The 24,274-nt window shown below is 68.9% G+C and carries 28 protein-coding genes; 14 read left to right on the top strand and 14 right to left on the bottom strand.

The window, feature by feature from the left end:
- Positions 1 to 30 precede the first annotated feature (30 nt).
- Positions 31 to 1,881, top strand: a complete 1,851-nt coding sequence (pknB, locus tag ABFX50_RS34825; protein ID WP_346152506.1) for a Stk1 family PASTA domain-containing Ser/Thr kinase — start codon at positions 31 to 33, stop codon at positions 1,879 to 1,881.
- A gap of 305 nt (positions 1,882 to 2,186) precedes the next feature.
- On the opposite strand, the gene ABFX50_RS34820 is transcribed toward pknB, so the two are convergent.
- The 3 genes from ABFX50_RS34820 to ABFX50_RS34810 are packed head-to-tail and all read right to left on the bottom strand — an operon-like array spanning position 2,187 to position 3,530.
- Positions 2,187 to 2,753: an anthranilate synthase component II gene (locus ABFX50_RS34820; protein WP_183652940.1), complete on the bottom strand. Its 567-nt coding sequence runs from the start codon at positions 2,751 to 2,753 to the stop codon at positions 2,187 to 2,189.
- Positions 2,750 to 2,908, bottom strand: coding sequence for a hypothetical protein (locus tag ABFX50_RS34815; protein WP_346152503.1), 159 nt, complete (start codon positions 2,906 to 2,908; stop codon positions 2,750 to 2,752). The genes ABFX50_RS34820 and ABFX50_RS34815 overlap by 4 nt, the downstream gene beginning before the upstream one ends.
- 1 nt (position 2,909) lies before the next feature.
- On the bottom strand, positions 2,910 to 3,530 hold the full coding sequence (locus ABFX50_RS34810) for a class E sortase (protein WP_346152501.1): 621 nt from the start codon (positions 3,528 to 3,530) through the stop codon (positions 2,910 to 2,912).
- Positions 3,531 to 3,660: 130 nt separating this feature from the next.
- Between ABFX50_RS34810 and ABFX50_RS34805 the strand changes: the two genes are divergently transcribed.
- Positions 3,661 to 3,906, top strand: coding sequence for a cell division protein CrgA (locus ABFX50_RS34805; protein WP_183652946.1), 246 nt, complete (start codon positions 3,661 to 3,663; stop codon positions 3,904 to 3,906).
- Positions 3,907 to 3,940: 34 nt separating this feature from the next.
- On the opposite strand, the gene ABFX50_RS34800 is transcribed toward ABFX50_RS34805, so the two are convergent.
- The gene (locus ABFX50_RS34800; protein WP_346127371.1) at positions 3,941 to 4,666 is read right to left on the bottom strand and encodes a rhomboid family intramembrane serine protease; all 726 of its coding nucleotides are present in this window, start codon (positions 4,664 to 4,666) and stop codon (positions 3,941 to 3,943) included.
- Between the two features lie 247 nt (positions 4,667 to 4,913).
- Complete coding sequence (locus ABFX50_RS34795) at positions 4,914 to 5,450, bottom strand: peptidylprolyl isomerase (RefSeq protein WP_425567468.1); 537 nt, start codon at positions 5,448 to 5,450, stop codon at positions 4,914 to 4,916.
- A gap of 159 nt (positions 5,451 to 5,609) precedes the next feature.
- Here ABFX50_RS34795 and ABFX50_RS34790 point away from each other — a divergent pair, with 159 nt between their 5' ends.
- Positions 5,610 to 6,110: a YtxH domain-containing protein gene (locus ABFX50_RS34790; RefSeq protein WP_183652952.1), complete on the top strand. Its 501-nt coding sequence runs from the start codon at positions 5,610 to 5,612 to the stop codon at positions 6,108 to 6,110.
- A gap of 70 nt (positions 6,111 to 6,180) precedes the next feature.
- Positions 6,181 to 7,233 (top strand): Rv3169 family protein, encoded by a 1,053-nt coding sequence (locus ABFX50_RS34785; RefSeq protein ID WP_346152499.1) that lies wholly within the window; start codon positions 6,181 to 6,183, stop codon positions 7,231 to 7,233.
- A 34-nt stretch (positions 7,234 to 7,267) separates the two neighbouring features.
- Here the strand turns inward: ABFX50_RS34785 and ABFX50_RS34780 are convergent, their stop codons facing one another.
- Entirely contained in the window at positions 7,268 to 7,708 is a 441-nt protein-coding gene (locus tag ABFX50_RS34780; protein ID WP_346152497.1) for a hypothetical protein, read from the bottom strand.
- Between the two features lie 122 nt (positions 7,709 to 7,830).
- Here ABFX50_RS34780 and ABFX50_RS34775 point away from each other — a divergent pair, with 122 nt between their 5' ends.
- The 3 genes from ABFX50_RS34775 to ABFX50_RS34765 are packed head-to-tail and all read left to right on the top strand — an operon-like array spanning position 7,831 to position 10,122.
- Complete coding sequence (locus tag ABFX50_RS34775; RefSeq protein WP_183652961.1) at positions 7,831 to 8,502, top strand: response regulator transcription factor; 672 nt, start codon at positions 7,831 to 7,833, stop codon at positions 8,500 to 8,502.
- Positions 8,499 to 9,737 (top strand): sensor histidine kinase, encoded by a 1,239-nt coding sequence (locus tag ABFX50_RS34770; protein WP_346152494.1) that lies wholly within the window; start codon positions 8,499 to 8,501, stop codon positions 9,735 to 9,737. The genes ABFX50_RS34775 and ABFX50_RS34770 overlap by 4 nt, the downstream gene beginning before the upstream one ends.
- Positions 9,738 to 9,747: 10 nt before the next feature.
- The gene (locus ABFX50_RS34765; protein WP_183652967.1) at positions 9,748 to 10,122 is read left to right on the top strand and encodes a QcrA and Rieske domain-containing protein; all 375 of its coding nucleotides are present in this window, start codon (positions 9,748 to 9,750) and stop codon (positions 10,120 to 10,122) included.
- Between the two features lie 158 nt (positions 10,123 to 10,280).
- Here ABFX50_RS34765 and ABFX50_RS34760 read toward each other — a convergent pair whose 3' ends face one another.
- Positions 10,281 to 11,057 carry an MBL fold metallo-hydrolase gene (locus tag ABFX50_RS34760; protein ID WP_346152491.1) on the bottom strand — a complete coding sequence of 259 codons (777 nt, stop codon included), beginning with the start codon at positions 11,055 to 11,057 and terminating at the stop codon, positions 10,281 to 10,283.
- A gap of 104 nt (positions 11,058 to 11,161) precedes the next feature.
- Here ABFX50_RS34760 and ABFX50_RS34755 point away from each other — a divergent pair, with 104 nt between their 5' ends.
- Entirely contained in the window at positions 11,162 to 12,133 is a 972-nt protein-coding gene (locus ABFX50_RS34755; protein WP_346152490.1) for a DUF3800 domain-containing protein, read from the top strand.
- 94 nt (positions 12,134 to 12,227) lie between these two features.
- Positions 12,228 to 12,455, top strand: coding sequence for a hypothetical protein (locus ABFX50_RS34750; RefSeq protein ID WP_346152488.1), 228 nt, complete (start codon positions 12,228 to 12,230; stop codon positions 12,453 to 12,455).
- Between the two features lie 266 nt (positions 12,456 to 12,721).
- On the opposite strand, the gene fusA is transcribed toward ABFX50_RS34750, so the two are convergent.
- Positions 12,722 to 14,785, bottom strand: coding sequence for an elongation factor G (fusA, locus tag ABFX50_RS34745; protein WP_346152486.1), 2,064 nt, complete (start codon positions 14,783 to 14,785; stop codon positions 12,722 to 12,724).
- 201 nt (positions 14,786 to 14,986) lie between these two features.
- A complete protein-coding gene (locus ABFX50_RS34740) occupies positions 14,987 to 15,499 on the bottom strand; it encodes a hypothetical protein (protein WP_346152484.1) in 513 nt (170 codons plus the stop codon).
- Positions 15,500 to 15,679: 180 nt separating this feature from the next.
- Here ABFX50_RS34740 and sigJ point away from each other — a divergent pair, with 180 nt between their 5' ends.
- Both sigJ and ABFX50_RS34730 read left to right on the top strand, forming a co-directional pair.
- Positions 15,680 to 16,576, top strand: coding sequence for an RNA polymerase sigma factor SigJ (sigJ, locus tag ABFX50_RS34735; RefSeq protein WP_346152482.1), 897 nt, complete (start codon positions 15,680 to 15,682; stop codon positions 16,574 to 16,576).
- Positions 16,577 to 16,694: 118 nt separating this feature from the next.
- A complete protein-coding gene (locus tag ABFX50_RS34730; RefSeq protein ID WP_346152480.1) occupies positions 16,695 to 17,531 on the top strand; it encodes a hypothetical protein in 837 nt (278 codons plus the stop codon).
- Between the two features lies 1 nt (position 17,532).
- On the opposite strand, the gene ABFX50_RS34725 is transcribed toward ABFX50_RS34730, so the two are convergent.
- On the bottom strand, positions 17,533 to 17,865 hold the full coding sequence (locus tag ABFX50_RS34725; protein ID WP_346152478.1) for an SDR family NAD(P)-dependent oxidoreductase: 333 nt from the start codon (positions 17,863 to 17,865) through the stop codon (positions 17,533 to 17,535).
- Between the two features lie 8 nt (positions 17,866 to 17,873).
- On the opposite strand from ABFX50_RS34725, the gene ABFX50_RS34720 reads away from it, so the two are divergent.
- The 3 genes from ABFX50_RS34720 to ABFX50_RS34710 all read left to right on the top strand — a co-directional run bounded on the left by ABFX50_RS34720 (position 17,874) and on the right by ABFX50_RS34710 (position 19,756).
- Positions 17,874 to 18,386: a TetR family transcriptional regulator gene (locus tag ABFX50_RS34720; RefSeq protein ID WP_346152671.1), complete on the top strand. Its 513-nt coding sequence runs from the start codon at positions 17,874 to 17,876 to the stop codon at positions 18,384 to 18,386.
- A 126-nt stretch (positions 18,387 to 18,512) separates the two neighbouring features.
- Positions 18,513 to 18,725, top strand: coding sequence for a hypothetical protein (locus ABFX50_RS34715; protein ID WP_183652999.1), 213 nt, complete (start codon positions 18,513 to 18,515; stop codon positions 18,723 to 18,725).
- Positions 18,726 to 18,727: 2 nt separating this feature from the next.
- Positions 18,728 to 19,756, top strand: coding sequence for a radical SAM protein (locus tag ABFX50_RS34710; protein WP_346152476.1), 1,029 nt, complete (start codon positions 18,728 to 18,730; stop codon positions 19,754 to 19,756).
- A gap of 342 nt (positions 19,757 to 20,098) precedes the next feature.
- On the opposite strand, the gene ABFX50_RS34705 is transcribed toward ABFX50_RS34710, so the two are convergent.
- The 4 genes from ABFX50_RS34705 to ABFX50_RS34690 are packed head-to-tail and all read right to left on the bottom strand — an operon-like array spanning position 20,099 to position 23,841.
- Positions 20,099 to 20,698: a GTP-binding protein gene (locus ABFX50_RS34705; protein ID WP_346152474.1), complete on the bottom strand. Its 600-nt coding sequence runs from the start codon at positions 20,696 to 20,698 to the stop codon at positions 20,099 to 20,101.
- Complete coding sequence (locus tag ABFX50_RS34700; protein WP_346152473.1) at positions 20,679 to 21,077, bottom strand: DUF742 domain-containing protein; 399 nt, start codon at positions 21,075 to 21,077, stop codon at positions 20,679 to 20,681. Before ABFX50_RS34700 ends, ABFX50_RS34705 begins: the two co-directional genes overlap by 20 nt.
- The gene (locus ABFX50_RS34695; RefSeq protein ID WP_346152471.1) at positions 21,074 to 21,505 is read right to left on the bottom strand and encodes a roadblock/LC7 domain-containing protein; all 432 of its coding nucleotides are present in this window, start codon (positions 21,503 to 21,505) and stop codon (positions 21,074 to 21,076) included. Before ABFX50_RS34695 ends, ABFX50_RS34700 begins: the two co-directional genes overlap by 4 nt.
- 2 nt (positions 21,506 to 21,507) lie before the next feature.
- Positions 21,508 to 23,841: a sensor histidine kinase gene (locus tag ABFX50_RS34690; RefSeq protein ID WP_346152469.1), complete on the bottom strand. Its 2,334-nt coding sequence runs from the start codon at positions 23,839 to 23,841 to the stop codon at positions 21,508 to 21,510.
- Between the last annotated feature and the right edge of the window lie 433 nt (positions 23,842 to 24,274).

Below are 24,274 nucleotides of genomic sequence, written 5' to 3'. Positions count from 1 at the left end.
CAAGATGAACGGTAAGGGACAGTGCAGGAAATGACTCAGCCTCGGCGACTCGGAGGTCGCTACGAGCTCGACGGCGTCGTCGGGCGTGGCGGCATGGCCGAGGTGTATCGCGCCCGAGACATCCGGCTGGACCGCATCGTGGCGATCAAGACGCTCCGGGCCGATCTCGCGCGCGACCACACCTTCCAGGCCCGTTTCCGCCGCGAGGCCCAGTCCGCGGCGTCGCTGAACCACCCTGCGGTCGTCGCGGTCTACGACACCGGCGAGGACACCTCCGAAGGCGCGCCCGTGCCGTACATCGTGATGGAGTACGTCGACGGACGCACGCTGCGCGACCTGCTCAGGGCCGACAGACGGCTGCTGCCCGAGCGCGCGGTCGAGCTGGTCGACGGCATCCTGAGGGCGCTCGACTACAGCCACCGCGGCGGCATCGTGCACCGCGACATCAAGCCGGCCAACGTGATGATCACCCGTAACGGCGACGTCAAGGTCATGGACTTCGGCATCGCCCGCGCGATGGCCGACTCCGCCGCCACGATGACGCAGACCGCGCAGGTGATAGGGACAGCGCAGTACCTCTCCCCCGAGCAGGCTCGGGGCGAGCGGGTCGACGCCCGCAGCGACATCTACTCCACCGGCTGCGTGCTGTACGAGCTGCTGACGGGGCAGCCGCCGTTCACCGGTGACTCTCCCGTCGCGATCGCCTACCAGCACGTGCGCGAGGAGCCCATCCCGCCGTCGCAGATCGACCCCGAGATCCCCAAGTGGGCCGACGCCATCGTGCTGAAGGCGATGGCCAAGGACCCCGCGCACCGCTACCAGGGCGCGGGCGAGATGCGCGCCGACATACAGCGTGCGATGTCCGGCATGCCGGTCGAAGCGCAGACGATGACGCTGTCCAACAACTACGGCTCGGGCACCCGCACCATGGCCGCCACCCAGGGCGCGGGCCACGCCACGCAGCGCACCAGCGCGATCCCCCCCTACGAGTACGGCGAGGGCGAGCCGCCCACCCGTGCGGGCAGGCGGCGCGCGGCAGCCGGTGGCGGCGGCGGGAACACCGCGGTGAAGACCGCGGCGTGGGTCCTGATCCCGCTGCTGATCATCGGCGCGTTCATCTTCGTGGGCTACCAGTTCCTCGCCTCCGAGGGCACGCCCACCGCGACGCAGATCACGGTGCCGCCGCTGGCGACGCAGACCCAGAAGGACGCCGAGGCCAAGCTCGTCAGCCTCAAGCTGAAGCCGGCGATCACCGAGGAGCACAGCGCCGAGGTCGAGAAGGGCGTGGTCATCAGCTCCGACCCGCAGGCCGGCACCAAGGTGGACGAGGGCGCCACGGTCACGCTCAAGATCTCTCTGGGCGTCGAGAAGGTCAAGGTGCCCGACGGCCTGATCGGCATGTCTCCTGAGGACGCGCGCGCGGCGCTGGAGGCGGTCGGGCTCGAGGGTGTGGTCACCCCTGCGGTCTCCTCCAGGGAGCAGGACAAGGTCTTCGACACCAAGCCCAAGTCGGGCGATTCGGTGCCGGAGGGCACCTCGGTCAAGCTCTACGTGCCCAAGGCGCAGGTGCCGGTGCCCAGCGTGGTCGGCCAGACGCAGGAGGACGCCGAGCGGACCCTCAAGGCCGAGAACTTCAAGGTGAAGGTCGTCCCGCAGGCCAACGATCAGCCGCCTGGCACGGTCATCGCCCAGAGCCCCGAGGCGGGGACGAACCTGAACCAGAGGACGACGGTCACGATCGTGGTCTCCACGGGTCCTGAGGTCCAGCCGACCGAGGAGCCGACGTTCACGCCGACCGAGGAGCCGACGGACATCCCGACCGATGACGCGACGGAGGATCCTGGGGACGACACGGGCGAGCCCCCAGACCTCGGCCCGTGACCCTGACCTGACAGCGGGCCTCTCCCACCTCGGGAGAGGGCCGCTGCCTTGTCACCGAAGACTCGCGCCAAGCGCCCCGCCACTCGGGGGCGGATCGGACGCCGGAACGTCCGGACGTCGCATGGAAACGTCCCCGCCACTCGGGGGCGGATCGGACGCCGGGGACGTTCACCCGGGAAACCGAACCGGCTACCCCCACCACTCGAGGGCAGATCTCGCTCCGGAACGTCGCATGGAAACGTCCCCGCCACTCGGGGGCAATGGCGGGGACGTTCATTGAGTAGTCGTTCCGGAGGCCCGCGGTGTTACAGGATCGACTTGAGCCAGTTGCCGAGCAGCCAGTGCCCGTGCTCCGACAGCACCGACTCCGGGTGGAACTGGACCCCCTCGATCGGCGCCGAGCGGTGTCTGAGGCCCATGATGACCCCCTCCGCCGTCCGAGCGCTCACCTCGAGCTCCTCAGGCACCGTCTCAGGCCGTACGGCGAGCGAGTGGTAGCGCGTCATCGTCACAGGCGACGGCAGCCCCTCGAAGACCCCTCTGCCGTCGTGCGTGACCGCACTCGTCCTTCCGTGCATGAGCTCGGGCGCCCTGGAGACCGCCGCGCCGTACGCCACGGCGATCGCCTGGTGTCCGAGGCAGACGCCGAGCAGCGGTGTGCCGCGCTCGGCCGCGTACCGCACCAGGGGGACGCTGACGCCCGCGGCCTCGGGTGTGCCGGGGCCGGGGCTGACCAGCACGCCGTCGTAGCGGTCGACGTCCTCGACCGCCACCACGTCTCGCGGCAGGACGTCGCACAGCGCGCCCAGCTCGCGCAGGTACTGCACGATGTTGTGGACGAAGCTGTCGTGGTTGTCCACCACAAGGATCATTTGCGGACAGTCACCTCATCCAGCGTCACAGCGGGCTCTAGTAGTGGAAACACCGCATACCAGAGTACGGTTCCCGCTCCGGCCACCAGGACGAGGGCGGTGAGCAGCCGCACCGCGAAAGAGCCGGGCAGATGACGCCAGATCCAGCCGTACACGTCAGACCTTTCTCGCCTCTGTGCCCTTGAGCACGCCGTACACGATGAGCCGCTGGGCGGCCGAGTACTCGGGATGGCAGCTGATGAGCGTGATCATCGCCCTGACGGGGGTGATGTCGGGCTTGCCCGGCACCGCGGCGAGGACCTCGACGTCCTCGGGCTGCACGATGTCCTGCGAGGTGACGCGGTAGGTGTAGCGGGCCTCACGGGCGTCCACGACGATCTCGTCGCCGCGCCTCAGCTCGTCGATGCGGTTGAAAGGCGCCGCGTAGGTGGTGCGGTGACCCGACAGGACGAAGTTGCCGACCCTTCCCGCCGCGGCCGAGCCCGGATAGTGGCCAGGCCCCTTCTTCAGGTGCTCGGCGTCGACGCCCTCGACCACGGCGTACTGCCAGTCCTTGCCCAGCCTGGGGATCCGCAGCAGCGCGACGGCCTTGCCGAGCGCGATCCTGCCCAACTTCGCCTGCGTGTCGCCCCGCTCCTCGGCGAGTTGGCTCTGCAGCAGGAGCTGCTGGCGCTGAGTGTAGGCGCCGGTGCCCCAGAGCAGGTAGCCGCAGAACAGGAGCATGACCAGACCCGCGGTGATGGTCAGTTCACCGGCCGTCCTCAGCAGCGCCCTCACGCTGGTCAGCGTATTCAGCGGGCTCGCGGATGTCGGGGATCGCCATGTTCCGCGCGTGGCGACTATCCTGGGCACACGATAGAGCCTGGGGAATGTCCGGATGGCCCAGGCCGCCAGCAGGAGTTATCCAGTGCCCAAGCCGAAGACACGCAAGAAGGCGGTTTACACGCCGCCGCAGAAGTCGCAAGAGGTCAAGCTCAGCCCGAGGTGGCTGGCACCGACCATGGTCGTGTCGTGGATCATCGGGATCCTGTGGATCGCGATCTACTATGTGGCCCCACAAGCGCCCCTGTTCGGGACGCTCGCCAACTGGAACCTGCTCATCGGGTTCGTTTTCATCATCTTCGGTGTGGTGCTTTCCACCCGCTGGCGTTAGTTCTTTCCACAGGTTTTCCACAGCCTGGGGAAAGTCAGGAGAGCAGCACTCCTGTCCTGATCACGACCAGGGCGACGAGCGCCAGAAAGACCCCCAGGAGCGCCAGTGTCTGGAACAGGACGCGGTGGCTTCTGGGGGCGTAAGCCATCGCCGCGGCGAGCACCGCGCCGGTGATCAGGCCGCCGATGTGACCGGTCCAGCTGATCCCGGGGAAGACGAACGTGATCACCAGGTTGATGACGATGAGGACGGCCACGCCGCGCACGTCGAACCTGAGCCGCCTGCCCACGACGAAGATCGCGGCGAACAGGCCGAAGATGGCGCCGGACGCTCCCACCGTCAGCGTGCGCGGGTCGTCGAACCAGTAGCCGAGCACCGAGCCGCCCAGCGCGCTGAGCAGGTAGAGGGCGGTGAACTTCACGTGCCCGAAGGCGCGTTCGAGCTGCGGCCCCACCAGGTAGAGCGCGTAGCTGTTGAACAGGATGTGGAAGACGCTGCCGTGCAGGAACGCCGCGGTGATCATCCGGTAGTACTGGTCGTTGATCGCCACGCCGGCGACCCACATGCCGAAGTCGGTGGTGATCTGCTGTCCTGTGAGCCACTGCAGGGCGAAGGCGAGCAGGTTGATGCCGAGAACCGCCCACGTCACGTACGGCGTGCTGACCACGGCACCGCCGAAGACCGACTGGGCGTGCCGTACCGTCTTGTTGCCCTCGGCCACGCACTCGGGGCACTGGAAGCCCACCGCGGCGTCGCGCATGCAGTCGGGGCAGATGGGCCGGTCGCAGCGTTGGCAGCGGACCCACGTCTCACGGCCCGGATGGCGGTAGCACGTCGGGACCTGCTCCGCGGGCTGCGAAGGAGGGCTGGGCGGCTGGCTGGTCATGAGGAGCCTTTCTCGTCCACTGACCGCCAGCCTACTCATGAGAAACGTGCCCGCTGGACCCAAATCGTGCTGGTGGTCCGTCGGGCACGTTTCTCCTGCGGCGAGCGGGCCCGCCCGCGCGTCAGGCCTCGACGCGGTCGATCGTCAGCGACTCGATGACGACGTCCTTGGCGGGGCGGTCGTTGCGACCGGTCTCCACCCTGGCGATAGTGTCGACGACGTCCTGGCCCTCGATGACCTCACCGAAGATCGAGTGCTTGCGGTTCAGGTGCGGCTGCGGCCCCACGGTGATGAAGAACTGCGACCCGTTGGTGCCCTTGCCGAAGCGGATGCCCGCGTTGGCCATGGCGAGCAGGTAGGGCTTGTTGAAGACCAGCTCGGGGTGGATCTCGTCGTCGAACTCGTAACCGGGGCCGCCGATGCCCTGGCCGAGCGGGTCGCCACCCTGGATCATGAATCCGGAGATGACGCGGTGGAAGATGGTGCCGTCGTAGTAGCGATCGGTGCTCTTCTCACCGGTGCCCGGGTGCGTCCACTCCTTGGTGCCCTCGGCGAGCTCCACGAAGTTACGGACCGTCTTCGGCGCCTTGTTCGGGAAGAGTTCGATCTTGATCAGACCATAGTTGGTCTGCATGTTCGCGATCAGCTTCTCAGCCACGAGACAGCTGCCCCCCTCTGTGCACAGGGTTGTTCTGTGATGGTTTGGATGTCACGGCCGATGGGGCCGTTCAAGCATCCTCCCACGGCTCGTCATGATTGAGCCGCCTTGTACCGGGAAGGTCACGCTGCGGGGCCCCAAACGACTGGGGAGGTTGACGTGTCCCTGACACTCAGAAAGCGCCGCATCGTGGTCGAAATGCCCGCGACGGTGATGGGCCGAATGAAGGCCCAGGCTATGCGAGCCGGAGATCGGCTCGTGCCGGTGGCGGACCAGGCCAAGGTGGCGGCCGCGCACCGGATCGAGGACGCCCGTTACTGGGCGGCTCCCAAACTGGAGGGCGCCGCACACAGGGTCGAGGATCAGATCGCCCCTGCGGTCAGCGCGTTGCTGACCCAGGCGGCGAGCAGGATCGACCCGACACCGGCGAAGTCCCGCCGGTGGCCGACGCTCGTCCTTGTCACCGGCCTCGCGCTGGGCGCGGCCGGATACATGTTCTATCGGCGCAATGCCCAGCAGTGGACCGACCACATGAAGGACTCCGCCTCTGACGCCTCTCGCTGGGTCAGTGAACGAGCCGACCAGACAACGGACAAGGTCTCGTCGAACGCGGAGCAGGCGGCCGAAAAGGTCGACCAGGCCGCCAAGAAGATGTCCTGACGGTTCAACGCGGCCGTGCCCGAGGCACGGCCGCGTTGACCTTTAACCAAGCGCTTGCTACAACCAGCGCATGACCCTGTCACCGCTGGACGACCTACCGATCCACCAGGCCCCCGAGGTCATGCGGCATGTCGCTACGTCAGATCGCAACTTCTACGATCGCTACTACTTCAACTGCCACCCTGGCTCCGACGAGCTCATGCTCATCGTCGGCATGGGGCAGTACCCCAATCTGGGCGTCACCGACGCCTTCGCCGTCGTACGGCACGCACATGTGCACCGGGTCGTCCGAGCTTCGCGCGAGCTCGGACTCGACCGCATGGACACCGGGGTCGGCCCGTTCAGGATCGAGGTCCTCGAAGGGCTCAAACGGCTCAGGGTCGTGCTCGAACCGAACGAGCATGGCCTCTCCTTCGACCTGACCTGGACGGGCGCGATCCCGGCGACGCTCGAGCCTCGGCACTTCGTCCGCTGGCAGGAGCGCGTGATCTTCGACTCCGTGCGGATGGCCCAGACGGGCAACTGGTCGGGCAGCATCGTCCTCGACTCCCGGACCATCCCCGTCGACACCTGGATGGGAACCAGGGACCGCTCATGGGGCATCCGGCCGGTCGGCGAGCCCGAACCCCCCGGCATCCAGGTGAAGAACCCCGGCACCTTCTACTGGCTCTACGCCCCCATGCAGTTCGAGGACCACGCCATCCTCTGCATCGTCCAGGAGGACGAGAAGGGGCGCAGGGTGCTGGAGGAAGCCGTCAGGGTGTGGTCGGACGGCAGGGAGGAGGAGTATCTCGGCCGTCCTGAGTACCACCCCGTCTACGCCCCCGGCACCCGCGACGTCGTCGAGGCCACCATCACCATCGGGAAGATCGAGGTGCGCTGCACGCCGATCCTGCCCGTCCACCTCATGGTCGGCACCGGGTACGGCCTGGAGCCCGGCTGGAAGCACGGGATGTACCAGGGGAGCGAGCCCGTGGTCGAGGGGGTGACCTACACCTTGCCCGAGGACGCCGACCGGATGTGGGGCATGGTGGACGCGGTCGGACGCTTCGAGTATGACGGGCAGGTCGGCCACGGGCTCTTCGAGTACTGGGCGCTCGGCCCGCACCCGTCCTTCACCTGAAGCCTGCCGTACTGGACCCCCGTGCCCTGTGCGGCTACTTGGCGGCGGTGCAGGTGATGGTGACGGCCGTGGCGAGCTCCTTGTCGCCGGGGGCGTGGGCGGAGGGCTCGCCTGGGGCCGGAGCCACGCTGACGACGGTCGGGATGTTCTCGCCGCCGCCCTCGGCGTTCGGCTTGGCGGGCTGCGCCGGCACGGCGGCGACGGCGTCGGTGGTCTCGCTCCAGCGCTCCACGCTCTCGACGCCCTCGGGCCTGGTCGTCTCGACCCCGGCGTCGTCCACCTTGATCGCGACCGCGCTGCCCTCGATCTTGTGCGCGGGCACCGCCTGGGTGAAGTCGAAGGTCTTGCCGTCGCTGGTCACGCAGGTGCCCGCCTTGACGGGCGGCTCGTCGGAGGCGTTGGCCGAGCCCACCAGGCCACCGGCGAGCAGAAGGGCGGTCACGGCGCCCAGAGCGGCGATACGTCGCTTGAACAATGTCATCTCCTTTGTTCGGGAAGGAACGCTCGCAGCCTGGCGCTCCGAACCTGAAGGCACCCTGAAGGCGCCCGAAACGATCTTCAGGTTGGCTTTAGGTGGCGTGAGGCACCCTGATGGACGTGCGAGTGCTACTGGTCGAAGACGAGAAGAGGCTGGCCGACCTGGTCAAGGGCGGCCTGACCGGCGAGGGCTTCGCCGTCGACGTCGCCTACGACGGCCGTGACGGGCTGTGGATGGCCAAGGAGAACGACTACGACGTGATCGTCCTCGACGTCATGCTGCCCAGGCTGAACGGCTACGCGATCTGCTCGAAGCTCCGCGAGGCGGGCAACTGGACGCCCATCATGATGCTGACCGCCAAGGACGGCGTCTACGACGAGGCGGAGGCTCTCGACAACGGCGCCGACGACTACCTGGCCAAGCCGTTCTCCTACGTCGTGCTGCTGGCCAGGCTGCGCGCGCTGGTCAGGCGAGGAGGCAAGGAGCGCCCCGTGTCGCTCACGGTCGGCGACCTCACCATCGACCCGGCCGGACTGCGCTGCCGCAGGGGCGAGACGGAGATCGCGCTGACCCCCAAGGAGTTCGCGGTCCTGCACGGCCTGGCCCGCAGGCCCGGCGAGGTGGTCTCCAAGAGCGAGCTGCTCGCGCAGGCATGGGACTTCAGCTACGAGGGCGACCCCAACATCGTCGAGGTGTACATCAGCGCGCTGCGTCGCAAGATCGACCTGCCGTTCGGCAGGACGACGCTGGTGACCGTACGCGGCGCGGGCTACCGGCTGGAGGCGGCATGAACGTACGGCTTCGCGCCACGATCGCGGCCACGATCGTCGTGGCCGTCGCGCTCGGCATCGCGGCGGCGGTCCTGGTCTCGTCGCTCAAGGGCAGCCTGGAACGCAGCGCGAACGCCGAGGCGGCCAGGAAGGTGGTCTCGGCGGTGCCGATGGCCGTCGAGGCGGTGCCCGCGCAGCAGGCCATGCTCACCACGGTCGCCACGGACCCCGATGTTCAGCTTGTCAACGCGGCCACCACGCGCACCGCGATCCCCTGGCAGACGACCGACGACTTCGCGGTGGCCACCATGGACGTCGCCACGAAGTCGGGCACGATCACCGTGTGGGGCCGCGCCTCGCTGGCGGGGGCCGAGGAGGCGCTCGCCACGTTGAACGGCCTCCTGCTGCCGGGCGTGCCCCTCCTGCTCGCGGTGGTGGCAGGGATGACGTGGTTCTCCGTCGGCAGGGCACTGGCCCCCGTGGCGGCCATCAGGACCAAGGTGGCCGACATCACCGCCCGCGACCTGCACCAGCGCGTGCCCGTCCCCGACTCGGGCGACGAGATCGCCAAGCTGGCCACCACCGTGAACGGCACGCTCGACCGGCTGGAGACGGCGGTCGAGCGGCACAAGAGGTTCGTCGCCGACGCCGCGCACGAGCTGCGCAGCCCGATCGCGACGCTCAGGGCGAGGCTGGAGCTGGCCCCTCCCACGGAGGACACCACCGAGGCGCTCGCCGACCTCGCGCGCCTCCAGGCGCTCGCGGGCGACCTGCTCCTGCTGGCCAGACTCGACGCGGGCGAGCCGCTCAGGACAGAGGAGCTCGACCTCGGCCAGGTCGCGGCCGAGGAGTCGGCGCGGCCGGGCAAGTCCGTGGTGATGGACATCAGCCCCGACGTGGTGATCAACGGCTCGCGCGGTCACCTCTCCCGCCTGGTCGTCAACCTCGTGGACAACGCCGTACGGCACGCCGCCACCACCGTCGAGGTCCGCGTGTACGAGAAGGACGGCGAGGCCGTCCTCGAGGTGCTCGACGACGGGCCGGGGATCCCTCACGAGCACAGGGAGGCGGTCTTCGACCGCTTCACCAGGCTGGACGAGGCGAGGGCGAGGGACGGCGGCGGCGTCGGCCTCGGCCTGCCGATCGCCAGGGACATCGCGACCCTGCACGGCGGGACGCTGGCCGTACAGGACGGGGGGCTCGTCGCGAGGTTCCCGATGAACCGGACGGCTCCCGCATACGTGAAGCCACTGTGAGGAGGCCAGCATGATCACACGTCGGGCACTGATCATCAGAGGTGGCGTCACGGGAGCGGGAGCGTTGTTCCTGTGGGCCAGTCCCGCGGAGGCGGCGGCGGGACCGGTCCTGAGCAAGACCAGGACGATCCCCGTCGGAGGCGGGAAGATCCTGAGGGGCAAATACGTGGTGACCCAGCCGACCAAGGGCACGTTCAGGGCGTTCAGCGCCGTCTGCACGCATCAGGGGTGCACGGTGGCGAGCGTCAGCGGCGGCACGATCAACTGTCCCTGCCACGGCAGCAAGTTCAGCATCACGACGGGCGCGGTGGTCAACGGACCCGCCAAGCGGGCGCTGGCCCGCAGGAGGATCAGGGTCTCGAAGGGCGTGATCAGGCTGGCGTAGAGGGCGGCAGGCGAAGGGAGGCCAGCCCCCTGCGGAAGGCCTCCCTCGTCGCCTATCTGTTGGCCAGCGGTACGGCCCAGCGCCACGACCGTCCTGCACGAGGGCCGGTAGGAACCGCACATCTGGGGTGAAGCTCGCCGACCCTCATGGCAACCGCGTCAGCCGACCTCGTCGAGCTGGAGGAAGGCTCGTTCGAGCGCCTGTGGGTAGGGGATCTGCGAGATCAGGTCGCGCAGGCCCTCGACGTGCGCGCGTCGCGCCAGGTCGGCGGTCATGGCCAGCTCGCCCAGCTGCGTGGTCACGAAGGCGCGGTCCACCACCGCGCCGTGCCCCGGGACGATCACCGGCTCGGGCAGGTCGGCCAGCATGGCCGTCAGCGTGCCTGGCCAGTCAAGGGGGTAGCCGTCGTCGAAGGCGGGCGGCGCGCCCTCCTCCACCAGGTCGCCCGCGAAGATCACTCCAGCGTCGGGGACGTGCACGACGATGTCGTTGTCGGTGTGCCCCCTGCCGAAGTAGCGCAGGTGCACGGGCCTGCCGCCGATGTCGAGGGTCGCCCTGTCGGTGAAGGTGTGGTCGGGCGCCACGATCTCCACGTCGGCGGCCTCAGGCTCCCTGCCCGCCGCCACCCTGTCGCGCACCGCCTCGCCGTCCTTCTCGATCTCCTCGGCGGCCCTCGCGTGGGCCCAGATCTCGGCGGGGACGAACATCGCGTTGCCGAAGTAGTGGTCGAAGTGGGCGTGGCTGTTGACGACCGTCCAGGGGTCGGGTGTGATCCTCCTGATCGCCGCGACCAGGTCGCTCGCCCTTCGCGCCGTCTCCCTGGTGTCGAGCACCAGGCAGTGACCGTCGCCCACGACCAGGCCGACGTTCAGGTCATAGGACTCGTGCCGCCTGACGAAGACCCGATCCCCCACCTCGTGCCACTGTTCGCTCATGCCCCCATTTTGACGGACCCCGGTGCCAGGTAATCCGCTTGAGGGCCTTGCTGCGCTTTGCGACACTTGTCAGCCAGCTGCTCCCCTCCCGAGGGAATGGGATCGTGACTCGAGCACCGACCGAGATCGCCTGCGACGAGTCCGGCTCCGAGGGCGAGAAGCTCATCGGCGGCAACACGACCGTCTTCGCGCACGCCAGCCTCAGACTGACGGAGAAGTCGGCGGCGGAGTGCATCCAGGAGATCAGGAACAGGGCGCCTTCTCCGACTCTGGAGTACAAGTCCAGCATCATCCGCCGCAGCAAGCATCGGCACGCACTCAAGTGGCTGCTCGGTTCGTCGAGCCCGCTTCACGGCGAGGCGCACGTTTTCCTCATCGACAAGACCTTCCACGTCGTGAGGAGGATCGTCGACCTGCTCGAGGACGGCACGTCCATGGCTGCCGCTCTCTATCGCGACGGCGAGCAGGCGTTCGGACCCGAGCGGTGGACGGCCTTTCTCGAGACGTTCAACGAGCTGCTGCGCGCCAGGAACGGCCGCGGTTCGAGCGTGTCAGTCGACATGGCCTTCGAGCTGGTCGACGCCCTGCGCCTGCACGGCGCGGGCGGGCGAGCTGGACACATCATGGAGCTGCTCTCGCGGGCCAGGCCGAGGATGGAGTCCTACAGGACGCGCCTTGTGGACGACCCGGCGATGATTCCCGCGCTCGACCTGCTGGTCCCCGCCATCGTCCAGGCCGTCGTCCACTGGGGTGAGGGCGTGCGGCCCGTCTCCGTCGTCCACGACCGGCAGACCCTGCTGACCGACGCCCGCATCGCCCAACTGAAGGAGATCCTCTCCGCCACGCCCGAGGCCCGGCTGAGCGGGATGAGGCTCGTCGACTCCCGTCTGGACGCCCGGGTCCAGGTCGCCGACCTGCTCGCGGGGGCGGCGCGGCAGATAGCGGAGGACGAGCTCAACGGACGGGGCGACGAGGAGCTCATCGTGCTGCTGCGTCCCTATGTGGACGCGTCCTCCATCTGGGGAGACGAGCGGAGCTGGTCTTCGCTGGGCCCTGTGCCGTCCGCCCGCCCGTGAGGCGGGCCACCCCCCGGCGCGATGCGGGCTCCATGCCCACCTCCACCCGTGTACGGCGCGATGATGGACACCCCCATCAGACGAAGGCGGCACAGTGGACTTCACGGTCACATACGAACCCACTCCCGACGAGGTGGCGCGTGCACTCGCCCAGGTCCTCAAGCGGCAGCTCAGACTCACCTCCCTGGTACTGCCGTCGGTGCTGGCCGTGTCGGGCCTCGTCTGCCTCGCGGTCGGCAGCACCGGCCCCGGTGTGGGCATGCTCGCAGGGGCAGTCGTATTCCCCCTGTTGCTGACCTGGACAATCCGCAGGAGCGCCTGAGTCACGGACTCCGCCGACGCCTCACTCGAAGACCACGCCCGCAGCCTCCGGATCGTGATCCCCGGTGAAGTACCGATCGGAGATCACCGAGAATCGCTCGGGGGCGTCGAGGCACCTCTCGGTGATCGGACGCGTCGGTCGTCCCTCGGGCGTACGTAGGGGAGGGATGTGGGTCAGGGCATGTACCCGGCGGTTCCGCGCCTTCTTCACGGGAATCCGAGGGGGAAGGACGGCCCCGCCCGGTGGGGCGGGGCCGTCCTCGGGTTCTATCGGGACGGCTGCTCGTCCGGCGCAGGGGCGTAGCCGGCGGGGCGGGTGGTGAAGGTTCCGCGGCCCTGCGTCCTGCTGCGCAGCCTCGTCGCGTAGCCGAACACCTCGGCCAGCGGCACGGTCGCGGTGATCACCACCGTGCCGGCCCTCGCCGTCGTGTCCGAGATCCGGCCGCGCCGTGCGGCCAGGTCGCCGAGCACTCCGCCCGCGGCGTCCTCCGGCACGGTGACCGCGACCTCGACCACCGGCTCCAGCAGCGCCATCCGGCAGGCGCGCAGGGCCTCACGCAGCGCGAGGCGGCCCGCCGTAGGGAACGCCAGCTCCGAGGAGTCCTTGGAGTGGGTGGCTCCGTCGGTCAGCGTGACGCGCAGGCCGGTCACAGGGTGACCACCGAGGGGGCCCTCGGCCAGGGCGTCCCTGCAGCCGGCCTCCACCGCCCTGACGTACTCGCGCGGGACCCTTCCGCCGACGACGGCCGAGCGGAACGCGAAGCCGGTGGCGACGTCCAACGGCTCCACGTCGAGGACGACATGGGCGAACTGGCCCGCGCCGCCGTCCTGCTTGACGTGCCGGTACAGCAGGCCCGACACGCCGCGGGCGACCGTCTCCCGCAGGGCGACCTGCGGTCGCCCCACGGCCACGTCGAGGCCGTGGTCGCGACGGATCTTCTCCACCACCACCTCCAGATGCAGCTCGCCCATCCCCGACAGCAGCGTCTGCCCGGTCTCGGCATCGGTCCGTACGGCCAGCGAAGGATCCTCCTCCACCAGCCGCGCCAGCGCCGTCGCCAACCGGTCCGAACCGGCGCTCCTGCGAGCCTCGACCGCCACGGAGACCACAGGGTCGGCCGTGGCCGGCGGCTCGAGGAGCAGCGGAGCCTCAGGCGCGGACAGGGTGGCCCCGGTACGGGCCGACTTCAGCCCGATCACCGCGACGATGTCCCCTGCCACCGCCCTGTCCACCTCGGCGTGCCGGTCGGCCTGTACGCGCAGGATCCGGCCGACGCGCTCGGTGCGCCCCGCGCCGACGTCCAGCACCGTGTCCCCCTTCCGCATCGTTCCCGAGTAGATCCGCAGGTAGGCCAGCCGCCCGGTGGCGGTGGAGCTCACCTTGAACACCAGCGCGGCCAGTGGCGTCGCCGGATCGGCGGTCCGCTCCCGTACCGCGCCGTCCTGGGCGCCGGTGATCGTCGGCACGTCCAGCGGCGACGGCAGGTAGGACACGACGGCGTCCAGCAGCGGCTCGATCCCGCGGTTGCGGTAGGCCGATCCGCACAGGACCACCACCGCCTCGCCGGTACGGGTCAGGTCGCGCAGCGCGGTCGTGAGAGTCGTCGCGGAGATCGCCGACTGCGCGAAGAACTCCTCGAACGCGACCGGATGCAGCTCGGCGACGGCCTCCTCCAGCACGCGGCGGCGCCGCCGCGCCTCTTCGCGCAGGTCGTCGGGTACCGGAACCTCCGCGGCCCGGTCCTGGCCCTCGGCCCAGACCAGCGCCCGCATGCGCAGGAGATCCACCACTCCGACGAACCCGTCCTCCCGCCCGATCGGCAGCTGGACCACCAGCGGGGATCCGTGCAACCGCTCGCGGATCGACTCGACCGCCGCGTCGAGGTCGGCGCCCGCGCGGTCGAGCTTGTTGACGAAGGCAATGCGCGGCACGCCGTGCCGATCGGCCCGCCTCCATACCGACTCGCTCTGCGGTTCGACCCCGGCGACACCGTCGAAGACCGCGACCGCGCCGTCGAGCACCCGCAGCGAGCGCTCCACCTCGTCGGAGAAGTCGACGTGGCCGGGGGTGTCGATGAGGTTGATCCGGTGACCGTCCCAGGCGCAGCTCACGGCCGCGGCGAAGATGGTGATCCCACGGTCGCGCTCCTGGGAGTCGAAGTCGGTGACGGTCGTCCCCTCGTGCACCTCGCCCCTCTTGTAGGTGGCGCCGGTGACGTAGAGGATCCGTTCGGTGATGGTGGTCTTGCCGGCGTCGACATGGGCCAGGATGCCCAGGTTGCGGACGTCGTTCAGCTGGTCGGTGTGGTGGGGGTGCGGGTTGGCGCGCACAGCCTTGGGCCCTTCGTGAGGATCCGAAAAGGACAGCGCGATTCCCGACGGCCTTGACAGGAATCAGGTGGTCGTCAGGGGAACATCCGGTAACGGCCGCGCAGCCGAGACCGGGCCGACGAAGACACCATGATCACCTCGTGACGAGAAGCGGGAATGACCGAAACGGTGCTGTAGCGCACGGCCGGCTCCCCTCCATCGTCAGATCGCGCGCCGCGGTGTGGTGGCGGCGCGCCGTTCGTGGCGAGTGTACGAGAGCGGATGCGAACGGAGAATCGATTTTTCGCCGCTCTCTTCCTGGGCACCGGCCCCACGCGCTCGAACCAGGACGATGACCGCACCGACAACCACTGTGAACACCCCGGAGAAGAGAGCCAGCACCGCCATGACGAACTCCCCGTCCGGATCCCCGAGCCCTCCAGGTCGCCCCTCGACCCAGCTCACCGTGGCCCAGCCCTGCGTCGCGACCAGCGCGCCGAACGCGATCGTGACCACGCCGAGGACGTAGCCAGGAGGACGTGTCCGCAACCGCCGGCCGGCAAGCACGACGCTGATCAGGAGTCCGACCGGCACGGTGACGAACTGACCCGCGTCAAGCCCGATGAGAGCCGAAAGACGGGCGTGCTCGAAGCTGCTGCCTCGTGGGCCCCACAACAGGGGGATCGCCATCACGCCACCGAGAAGACCGAGCGCCAGGAACCGGAGGACTGTCACACCCTGCATGATCGCGGAACCGGCCGAGGATGCGCAGGGGTCACTGTTGGCGTAGGCGAAGGGGAGGAAGGCGTCGTGGACGGCCTCTGACCGCGACGTGCCGGCTCGAGTCCCCCGGTCGGATCCACGGCTTCTCGCGGGGCTACTGTTACGACACCGGCGAGGAAGGAATGTGACACGGTGGACGACGGCGAGTTGCTGGCCAGGCGTTTCGAGGAGCATCGGGGCCGTCTGCGGGCGGTGGCCTACCGGATGCTCGGCTCGGTGAGCGAGGCCGATGACGCCGTCCAGGAGGCCTGGCTACGCCTCAGCCGCGCCGACACCAGCGACGTGGAGAACCTCGGCGCCTGGCTGACCACCGTGGTGGGACGGCTGTGCCTGAACGCGTTGCGCTCGCGCGACAATCGGCGCGAGGACCCCCTCGAGGTCCACATGCCCGATCCGATCATCAGCTTGGACGGCAAGGCTGCCGACCCCGAGCACGAAGCGCTGCTGGCCGACTCGGTCGGGCTGGCGCTGCTCGTGGTGCTCGAGACCCTGACGCCGGCCGAACGGCTCGCGTTCGTGCTGCACGACATGTTCGCCGTGCCGTTCGACGAGATCGCCCCGCTGATCGAGCGGACCCCGGCCGCCACCAGGCAGCTCGCGAGCCGCGCCCGCCGCAGGGTCCAGGGCCAGGCCCCGGTTCCCGACTCCGACCTCACCCGCCAGCGTGACGTCGTCAACGCCTTCTTCGCCGCCGCCCGCGACGGCGACTTCGACGCGCTCGTCGCCGTACTCGACCCCGATGTCGTCCTCCGGTCCGACGGAGGTACGGCGCGCGCCCGCCACACCGTCACCTTCCACGGCGCGCGGACGGTGGCCGCGCAGGCGGTCACATTCGGAAGGCTCTCGCCGTTCGCGCGTCCTGCGCTGATCAACGGAGCCGCCGGAGTGGTCGTCGCCGCGGGCGGACGACCGCTGTCCGTCATGGGCTTCGTCGTCACGGACGGCAAGGTCACCGCCATCGACGTGATCGCCGACCCGGACCGCCTCAACCAGTTCGACCTCGGCCCTCTCGACGACCTCGACGCCTGACCCGACGCGCCGCCCCCGGGAAGCCGGGGGCGGCGCGCACGCCGAAATCCCGTTGAGAAAACCTGGGCAGGCAGGCTTCCATGAGATCGACGAGAGGAAGGGAAGACCATGGCCAGTCATGCCGGAGCGTAAACGCCCCAGGCCGTCGAACACCTGCCAGGCGGGAGACCGCCTCAAGCTTCATCGCCACCGCCTGCGAGCCGACGGACGCGACTACAACGTCATCACGCTGCGTCCCGGCACCCGGGCGCGCTTCTCCACGAACTTCTTCCACCAGACCTGGCACATCCTCTCTGATCCGCATGGCGCGCGCGTACTCAGCCGACTGCTGTGGGGCCTGTCCTTCCAACGGCAGCCCGACACCGTGGTCATCATCGACCGGCGATTCATCGACCCCAACCCGTTCGACGCCGAGCAGGGCGACCCCATCGCCCTCGTTCCCGCCCATCTGACGCATCTGCCGGCGCGCACCACCGGGCAGCTCAGCCGCCGCGTTCCGGCTCCCGAAGCCGCCTGTTCGGGAACCGTCCGATGGCATACCTGGGGGCTCGACGCGGCGATGGACGCATGGCGTGCCGACCGAGCCGAAAGCGATCAGTTTCTGTGGCGTTCGGCGAACTTCGGCAGGGCCGCCGAGGTGGCGCGGCTGAACGGGGTGCTCCGTGTGCGAGCCGAGCCCTCCCTGCTCCGTTCGTGGGCCGTCCACGTGGCCACCATGAACGACCACGCGTACGAGGGCATGGCGTACACCGAGCTGGAAGGCCCGCGGTGGGAGCTGTGCCGCAGCGACGGTGAGGTACAGATCTTCCATGACTATCGCCGGCGCGTGTCCGTCGCCACGGTCTCCCGCAGAGAGGTGCTGTCGAGCGAGAACGTGCCGGGGGAGGCGGCCGAGCTCCAGCCGCTGATCTGGAACCACAGTGCCACCGTCCGAGACCGCCGGTTCTCGGTGTGATCTAGACAGGGGTCGGGAACGTGAACCGCAGGTCGGTCAGGCGTTCCGACACCTCCCACAACCGGCGTCCCGTCTCGGTGTCGGCCGCCGCGGGTGACAGCGGTACCCGCGTCGGCCCGCCGCGCAGCTCGGCCATCCCGTCAGGGCCGATGAACTGGCCGCCTTCCACGTGCGGATCGGTCGCCGCGTACAGCTGCGGCAGCGCTCCACGCTCCGGCGTCTGCGCCAGCAGCGGATTGCCGATGCGACCGAACACCACCCGCAACCACCCGATCGGCGCACTCAACTGCAGGTTGGTGGCCGTGTAACCGGGATGGGCGAGCAGGCTGCGCACCGGGCTTCCTGCACCTGCTGGCGCTGAAGGGGTTCGACGCGGTCACCGTCGACGAGATCGTGGCGGCGGCCGGCGTGTCCCGGCGTACGTTCTTCCGGTACTTCGCGTCCAAGGAGGACGTGGTCGTCCAGTTCCTGGCCGACATGGGTAGCGGCATTCGCGCGGAGTTGGCGGCCCGTCCCATCGAGGAGCAGCCCTCCGTGGCGCTGCGGCACGCCGTCTGGGTCTCCGTCGCTTCCTGCACCGACCACGCCGACAAGGCGCTGCGGGTGGTTCAGCTGATTCTGCGTATCCCCGCCCTGCGCGCACGCTTCGTGGAGCGCCAGGCGCAGTGGCGCGACGACCTGGCGGCGGAGTTGGCTCGCCGCCTGGAGCTCGATCCCGACACCGATCTGTACCCGCAGTTGGCCGCCGGGATCGCGCTGACCGCCTTCGACGCCGTGCTGCTTGATGCCGTCGGCAGTCGATCTCAGGCGCCGAACCGGAAAGCGGGGGTCGTCCACGCCACTTCGCCCCGATAGGCCGCGCTTTAGATGTGTCTTTGCTATTGCCTGCGACCGCCCCGGGTACGTGCCTCGAGTAGCCGTGCATGCTCTCGGACATTCGCATGCCCAGCGACCTCGGCGGAAAACAGGAGAGGAGTGACTATGGCCGGTCAGGAACCATCCATGGTCGTCCGGATGGACGATGTGAGCGTCGACGAAGAGGGTAAGGTCACGATTCAGAATCCAGCCGTCGCCCAGGCCATGGCGGCCATCGTGAGTGGGATGCGGCTGACACCTCACCCTGGCCACAGCCCCGGCCACAGCGCCAACAACTGTTTCGGCGGCAACTGCACCTCAGGTTGTGCCAAAAAGTGAGCGTGAATCAACAAACGGCCCTGTCCACGTTCGACAGGGAAATGGTCACCTCGTTCCGCAACGACAGGCTGCATCTGATTCTGTTGCCGACCGAGCAGTGCAATTTCCGGTGTACCTACTGTTACGAGGATTTCGCCATCGGGCGGATGCGACCCGAGGTCGTTCAGGGCGTCAAGAACCTCATCGACCGCCGCGCCGGTGAGCTGACACATCTGCAGATCTCATGGTTCGGCGGGGAGCCGATGCTGGCCCGCTCGGTCGTCGAGGAGGTGGCGTCCCACGCGAGTGCGGTGCAGCGCGCGTCGACAGATCTGCGGTACGACAGCGACATGACCACCAACGGATATCTGCTCGACGGTTCGGCCGCCGAACACCTGGCCGAACTGGGCATCCGCCGGTATCAGGTGTCGCTGGACGGACCCAGCCACCACCACGATCGCACTCGTGTACGCGCGGACGGCAGAGGTTCGTTCGAACAGATCTGGCGCAATCTGCTGTCCATCCGCGACAGCTCGGTGAACGCGCGCATCCTGCTGCGCGTTCACCTGACCCCCGCCAACCTGTCGGCGATGCCGTCGTTCCTCACCCGGCTCAGGGACGTGTTCCTCGCCGACCCGAGGTTCCTGGTGTACCTGAAGCGGGTGGTACGCCTGGGCGGCCCCAACGATTCGTCCATGGACGTGTGCGACCCCGACGACGAGCGGCTCGCCGCCCTGGAGGAGATCGTGCTCGGCGGCGACAGAAGCGATGGTCTGTTCGAGCCGGAGGAGGTGTGTTACGCCTCCCGCGCCAACTCGCTGCTGGTGCGCGCGGACGGCCGGCTGGGCAAATGCACGGTCGGCCTTTCGCACCCGGCCAACACGGTCGGGCGGCTGCGTCCCGACGGCTCGCTCCAGATAGACAACCCGCAGTTCCGCAAGTGGCTGCAGGGCTGGGAGTCGCGTGATCAGGAGTTGATCACCTGCCCCTACGAGGCGTTCACCGGTCAGGACCGACCGCTGCTGCAGGTGACCACGCGTCCCGGCTCGTAAGCGCACGTTCAGAGGGAAGCGGCGCCGAGAGGTTCCGTGGAAATGCGCACGGCCATTCTCCCCCCGACATGTTCTTCTCCATACTGGAGCTCCGAGGATCGAGGGCTTGGTGTTCGCCCGCGACGTGACCGCCTCGCTGCCGATGTCCATCTCGTGCACCACCACCACGCCCGGCCAGCCGGCCACGGGTGCGGTTCCCTCCGGCAGCGTCACCGTCGCCGCCAGCGCGCCGCCGTCCGGCAGTGGAATGCGTACCTGTTGTCTCATCAGCACTCCTCAGCCGGCCGATATGGCGGTGTGGGCACGTCTGGGCGGGTCGGCGACGTGCGCGAGCCGGCCGGGTCAGGCCACGGGGTGCGGAGCGGTGCGGGACCGGGCGGCCATCAGGTGGTCGATGAGCGCCAGCAGCACGTCGCGGCCCGCCGTCCGGTCGCGGGCGTCACAGAGCACCAGCGGCACCTGGGGATCGAGATCGAGTGCCCTGCGGATCTCCTCCTGTGTCCTGTCCCTGACGCCGTGGAAGCAGTTGACGCCGACGACGAAGGGGATGCCGCGGCTCTCGAAGAAGTCGATCGACGCGAAGCTCACATCCAGCCGGCGGGTGTCGACCAGGACAACCGCGCCCATGGCTCCGTTGACGAGGTCGTTCCACATGAACCAGAAGCGTTCCTGCCCCGGGGTGCCGAACAGGTAGAGCACGAGCTCGCTGCTGATGGTGATGCGCCCGAAGTCCAGTGCCACGGTAGTGGTGGACTTGCCGCTCACCCCTTCCAGATCGTCCACGCCTACGCTGGCATGGGTCAGGTACTCCTCGGTGCGCAGGGGCGCGACCTCACTCACCGCGCCGACCAGGGTCGTCTTCCCGACGCCGAATCCACCGGCGATAAGGATCTTCACTGCCAGGGGAGCAGCGTCCCCTTGGTCAGAGATTGCGTAGCCCATCCCTCACCGCCTCAAGGATCGTCATGCTGGGGAAGCCGCCTGCCTGCGCGAAGGCGAGCGGTGGCCGGGACCGCATCTGACCGGCCTCGATCAGATCGCCTATGAGGATCTTGGTCACCGACACCGGGAGGTTCAGCGCGGAGGCGACCTCGGCCACGGCCAGGGGCCGCGCGCACAGAGTCAGAATGGTGCGGTGCTCCGGCTGCATCCTCCTCAGGCCGTGTCCGGTGTCCGACGAGACCTCGGACATCGTCGTCACCAGGGTGATCAGTGTCAGGTCGTCCCGCTCGGGCGTGGTCCGTCCGCCGGTGATCGTGTAGGGACGGACAAGCGACTCGTCGGCGTCATCGTCGTCGAACCCCTCCGTCCAGTGCTTCATCCGTGTCTCCCCGCGTCATCGGGCTGCGGCGTGCGCGCGTCCGTTCCCAGCCGCTGGCCGACCTGCTGGACCAGGGTGTGCATCGCGACGGTCATCAGTTCGGCGTCGACCTCCTGGGACGCGACCACGGCCAGATGAGTGCCGCGGCCCGCAGCCGTGACGAACAACCACAGGTCGGCCATCTCGATGATGACCTGCTGGACCGGTCCGCCCTTGAAGAGCTGCCCCACACCGCGAGCCAGGCTCTGCTGGCCGGTGGCGATCGCGGCGAGGCGTTCGGCGTCCGAGCGTTCGATGGTCTGGGACCGGCTGATCACCAGGCCGTCGTCGGACAGCACGACGGCGTGCCGGGTGCCCGCGACCTGATTGACCAGGCCGTCCAGGAGCCAGTCCAGGCCTGCGTCGGTGGCGGTGGTTCGCTGCGTCATCTTCAATCTTCCGTCGTAGGGGAACCGGGCTCGGGGGATCCGTCCGGCCGGGACTCGAAGGCGTCGTCGCCGGTCCGGCGCCTGCGTGACTGCCTCTGGAACGCGCCGATCGTGGCACTGGATCGGGCGGGCCGGTCCCGTACCGCCCAGATGTCCTGGTCCGTCTGTTCGTCCCTGTCCGCCGGAACTCTGAGCTCGGTGACCAGGTTGGCCTGGCGGACCCGCTGGGGCAGCGGCTGGAGGTCGGGCGACGGGGGTGCCTCGTCCCGATCCGGCGATCCGGCGGCGGGTGCTGTCACGTAGGCCATCGCGCGTCCTCTGGAGCGAGTCGGCAACTGCGCGTCCTCGTACGGCGGGCGAGGACCGGCCGTACCTTCCTGCGGGCGGGGCTGCGGACCACTGGGGCCACCCTGGGGGACCTCCTCGGAGAGCTCGGCCGGTGGCGCGGGTACCGCGCGAGGGCGCTCCACCACCAGCGGTTCAGGGAGCAGCACGATGACACGGGTGCCGCCGAAGGCGGACGGCCGCAGCTCCACCTGGAGGCCCAGGCCCGCGGAGAGCCGGGCGACCACGTAGAGACCGAACCGCACGTCGTCGGCGTGGGTCATCACGTCGAGCTGCGGCGGCGAGTGCATCAGGGCGTTGGCGGCGGCGTACTGCTCGGGCTCCATGCCCAGGCCGCGGTCCTCGATCTCCACGGCGATGCCCCTGCTGACCGGTGCGGCCCGCACCTCGACGGGGGTGAGCGGCTTGGAGAAGGCGGTGGCGTTCTCCATCAGCTCCGCCAGGACGTGGACCAGCGGACCCACCGCGCGCTCGGCCACCCAGGGCTCGCCCTCGACCTCGATCGCGATCCTTCGGTAGTCCTGGACCTCGCCCTGCGCGGCGCGCAGCACGTCGAGCAGGCGCACCGGCTTGCGCCAGCGGCGCTGCGGCTGCCCGCCGCCGAGGATCACCAGGTTCTCCTCGTAGCGGCGCAGTCGAGCGGTGAGGTGGTCCAGGTCGAACAGGCCCTCCAGCACCTCGGGGTCCTCGTGCCTGCGTTCCAGTTCGTCCAGCTTCTTCAGCTGCAGGCCGATGAGGATCTGGGTACGGCGGGCGATGCGCTGAAGCATGCGCTGGAAGCCACGGTGCTGTTCGGCCTGCCGTACGGCGGTGAGCACCGCGCTGCGGCTGGCCAGGTTGAGGGCCTGCCCGAGCTCGCCGAGCTCGTCAGGTGTGGGCTCGATGACGCGCACTTCCGCGTCCACGTCGACGTCCTCGCCGCGCTCCAGCCTGGAGACCACGTCGGGCAGCCGCTCCTGCAGCTCGTGGGCGTTCTGACGCAGGTGAAGGATGCGCCGGCGAAGAATGGAGGTGAGGCGCCAGCTCGTGAAGATCACCAGGCCCAGGGCGAGCAGGCCGATGGAGGTGATGCTGATGAAGATCACGAAGATCTGGTAGGCGTGGGTGTAACCGACCCTGGCGACGTTCTCGAGCCGGAGGCTGAGGAGTTCCACCAGTTGCTTGGTGACGGTGTCCACCGAGGTGCGCCATGCGGGGCCGACCTCGCGGAGTGCCACCTGGTCGCTCTCGACGCCGGTCCCGGAGGTGACCAGCCGCCCCTCCAGGGCGGTCATGGTCTCCCACGCCTTGCTGGTCGTCAGCGTGGCGTACTTGGTCTCGTTGCCGGTGAGACTGGGGATCACCCTGGACCGCAGGAGGTGCTTCCTGGTGCCGATGGCGTCGGCGACGAGGCCGTACTCCTCCCTCGTCAGGTGCCCCTTCTCCCAGCCGCGGGCCAGAACGGCGTCCTGGCGGCCGATCATGTCGACGACCCAGAAGAGGTCGACCAGTGTCTGCGCCTTGCTGGTCACCTCGGCGTGATCGGTCTGGCTGAGGGCGCTCAACACGCTGAGATCCGACTCGAGGACGCCACTGTAGTAGTCGAACGCCTTCTGCTCACTGGACCAACCGGCGTCCACCGCCTGGCGCTGCTGGTCGAGGAGGCCGAGGCCGCGTTCGGTCCTGGCGATGGCGTCGGTGAGCCCCTCCTGCGCGTAGTCAGGCTTCAGGGCGGCCAGCGGCCGGAAGGCGTTCACGGCCTGGTCGGTCTCCGCGCGCTGCTTGGCGAGCTTGTCGCGGGTGGTGCTGTGCGGGGTGGCCTGCACCTCCGCGGTGAGCCGTCGCTCCCGGTCAAGGCTGAAGAACAGATTGGCGGCGGGTCCGCCGACGGTGGTGGTGGCCAGGTCCAGCTGGGCCTCCTCCGCCCGCCACTGGGAGGACAGCTGGTACATGCCCGAGGCCAACAGTGGGGCGAAGGTGATGCTCGGCACGAACACGATGATGATCAGCACGGTACGCAAGGGCAGGCGGCGGGAGCCACCCAGCCGGCGCGACCGGCCGCTGGTGGCCCCTGTTGACCCGTTCTCCTCGCCCACGGCTCCCTTTCGTCGTCGCCCGACCCTGCCCAATCCAGCCACGTGCAGGACACTCTCCTCATTGGTCGGTGCGTCCATGACGAAAAATCGCCAAAGTAGGCGATTGGTGCCTGATAGTAGCGATACGGCAGTCAAGGCGGAAAGCCCTCGTTTCATTGGGCTGCGGGGCGCTTCCGCATGTCACGGTCCATCACGCGGGCCCCCTGCCGAGGGCTTCGCCCAGTCAGTGCGCTGGAGGGCGGACTGTACGGTTCTCGGCTCTTGGTGGTGGCAGACCAGGCAAGTCGTGGCGTCGACCACCAGGCACTCAGGCGAACGCGTCAGCCTCATCGAGCAACGCCGAAGCGGC

It is taken from the genome of Nonomuraea recticatena (genome assembly GCF_039533245.1).
Classification (GTDB): Bacteria; Actinomycetota; Actinomycetes; order Streptosporangiales; family Streptosporangiaceae; genus Nonomuraea; species Nonomuraea roseola.
This window is presented reverse-complemented; position numbering and strand designations above follow the sequence as displayed.

What these genes read in the sequence shown, in the direction of transcription:
- ABFX50_RS34760 (WP_346152491.1), bottom strand. Translation starts at nt 11,057, where the DNA reads ATGAGCGAACAGTGGCACGAGGTGGGGGATCGGGTCTTCGTCAGGCGG.
- ABFX50_RS34695 (WP_346152471.1), bottom strand. Translation starts at nt 21,505, where the DNA reads ATGACGCAGCGAACCACCGCCACCGACGCAGGCCTGGACTGGCTCCTG.
- ABFX50_RS34765 (WP_183652967.1), top strand. Translation starts at nt 9,748, where the DNA reads ATGATCACACGTCGGGCACTGATCATCAGAGGTGGCGTCACGGGAGCG.
- ABFX50_RS34730 (WP_346152480.1), top strand. Translation starts at nt 16,695, where the DNA reads ATGCCGGAGCGTAAACGCCCCAGGCCGTCGAACACCTGCCAGGCGGGA.
- ABFX50_RS34800 (WP_346127371.1), bottom strand. Translation starts at nt 4,666, where the DNA reads ATGCGCGACGCCGCGGTGGGCTTCCAGTGCCCCGAGTGCGTGGCCGAG.
- ABFX50_RS34715 (WP_183652999.1), top strand. Translation starts at nt 18,513, where the DNA reads ATGGCCGGTCAGGAACCATCCATGGTCGTCCGGATGGACGATGTGAGC.
- ABFX50_RS34700 (WP_346152473.1), bottom strand. Translation starts at nt 21,077, where the DNA reads ATGAAGCACTGGACGGAGGGGTTCGACGACGATGACGCCGACGAGTCG.
- pknB (WP_346152506.1), top strand. Translation starts at nt 31, where the DNA reads ATGACTCAGCCTCGGCGACTCGGAGGTCGCTACGAGCTCGACGGCGTC.
- ABFX50_RS34705 (WP_346152474.1), bottom strand. Translation starts at nt 20,698, where the DNA reads ATGGGCTACGCAATCTCTGACCAAGGGGACGCTGCTCCCCTGGCAGTG.
- ABFX50_RS34820 (WP_183652940.1), bottom strand. Translation starts at nt 2,753, where the DNA reads ATGATCCTTGTGGTGGACAACCACGACAGCTTCGTCCACAACATCGTG.
- ABFX50_RS34770 (WP_346152494.1), top strand. Translation starts at nt 8,499, where the DNA reads ATGAACGTACGGCTTCGCGCCACGATCGCGGCCACGATCGTCGTGGCC.
- ABFX50_RS34785 (WP_346152499.1), top strand. Translation starts at nt 6,181, where the DNA reads ATGACCCTGTCACCGCTGGACGACCTACCGATCCACCAGGCCCCCGAG.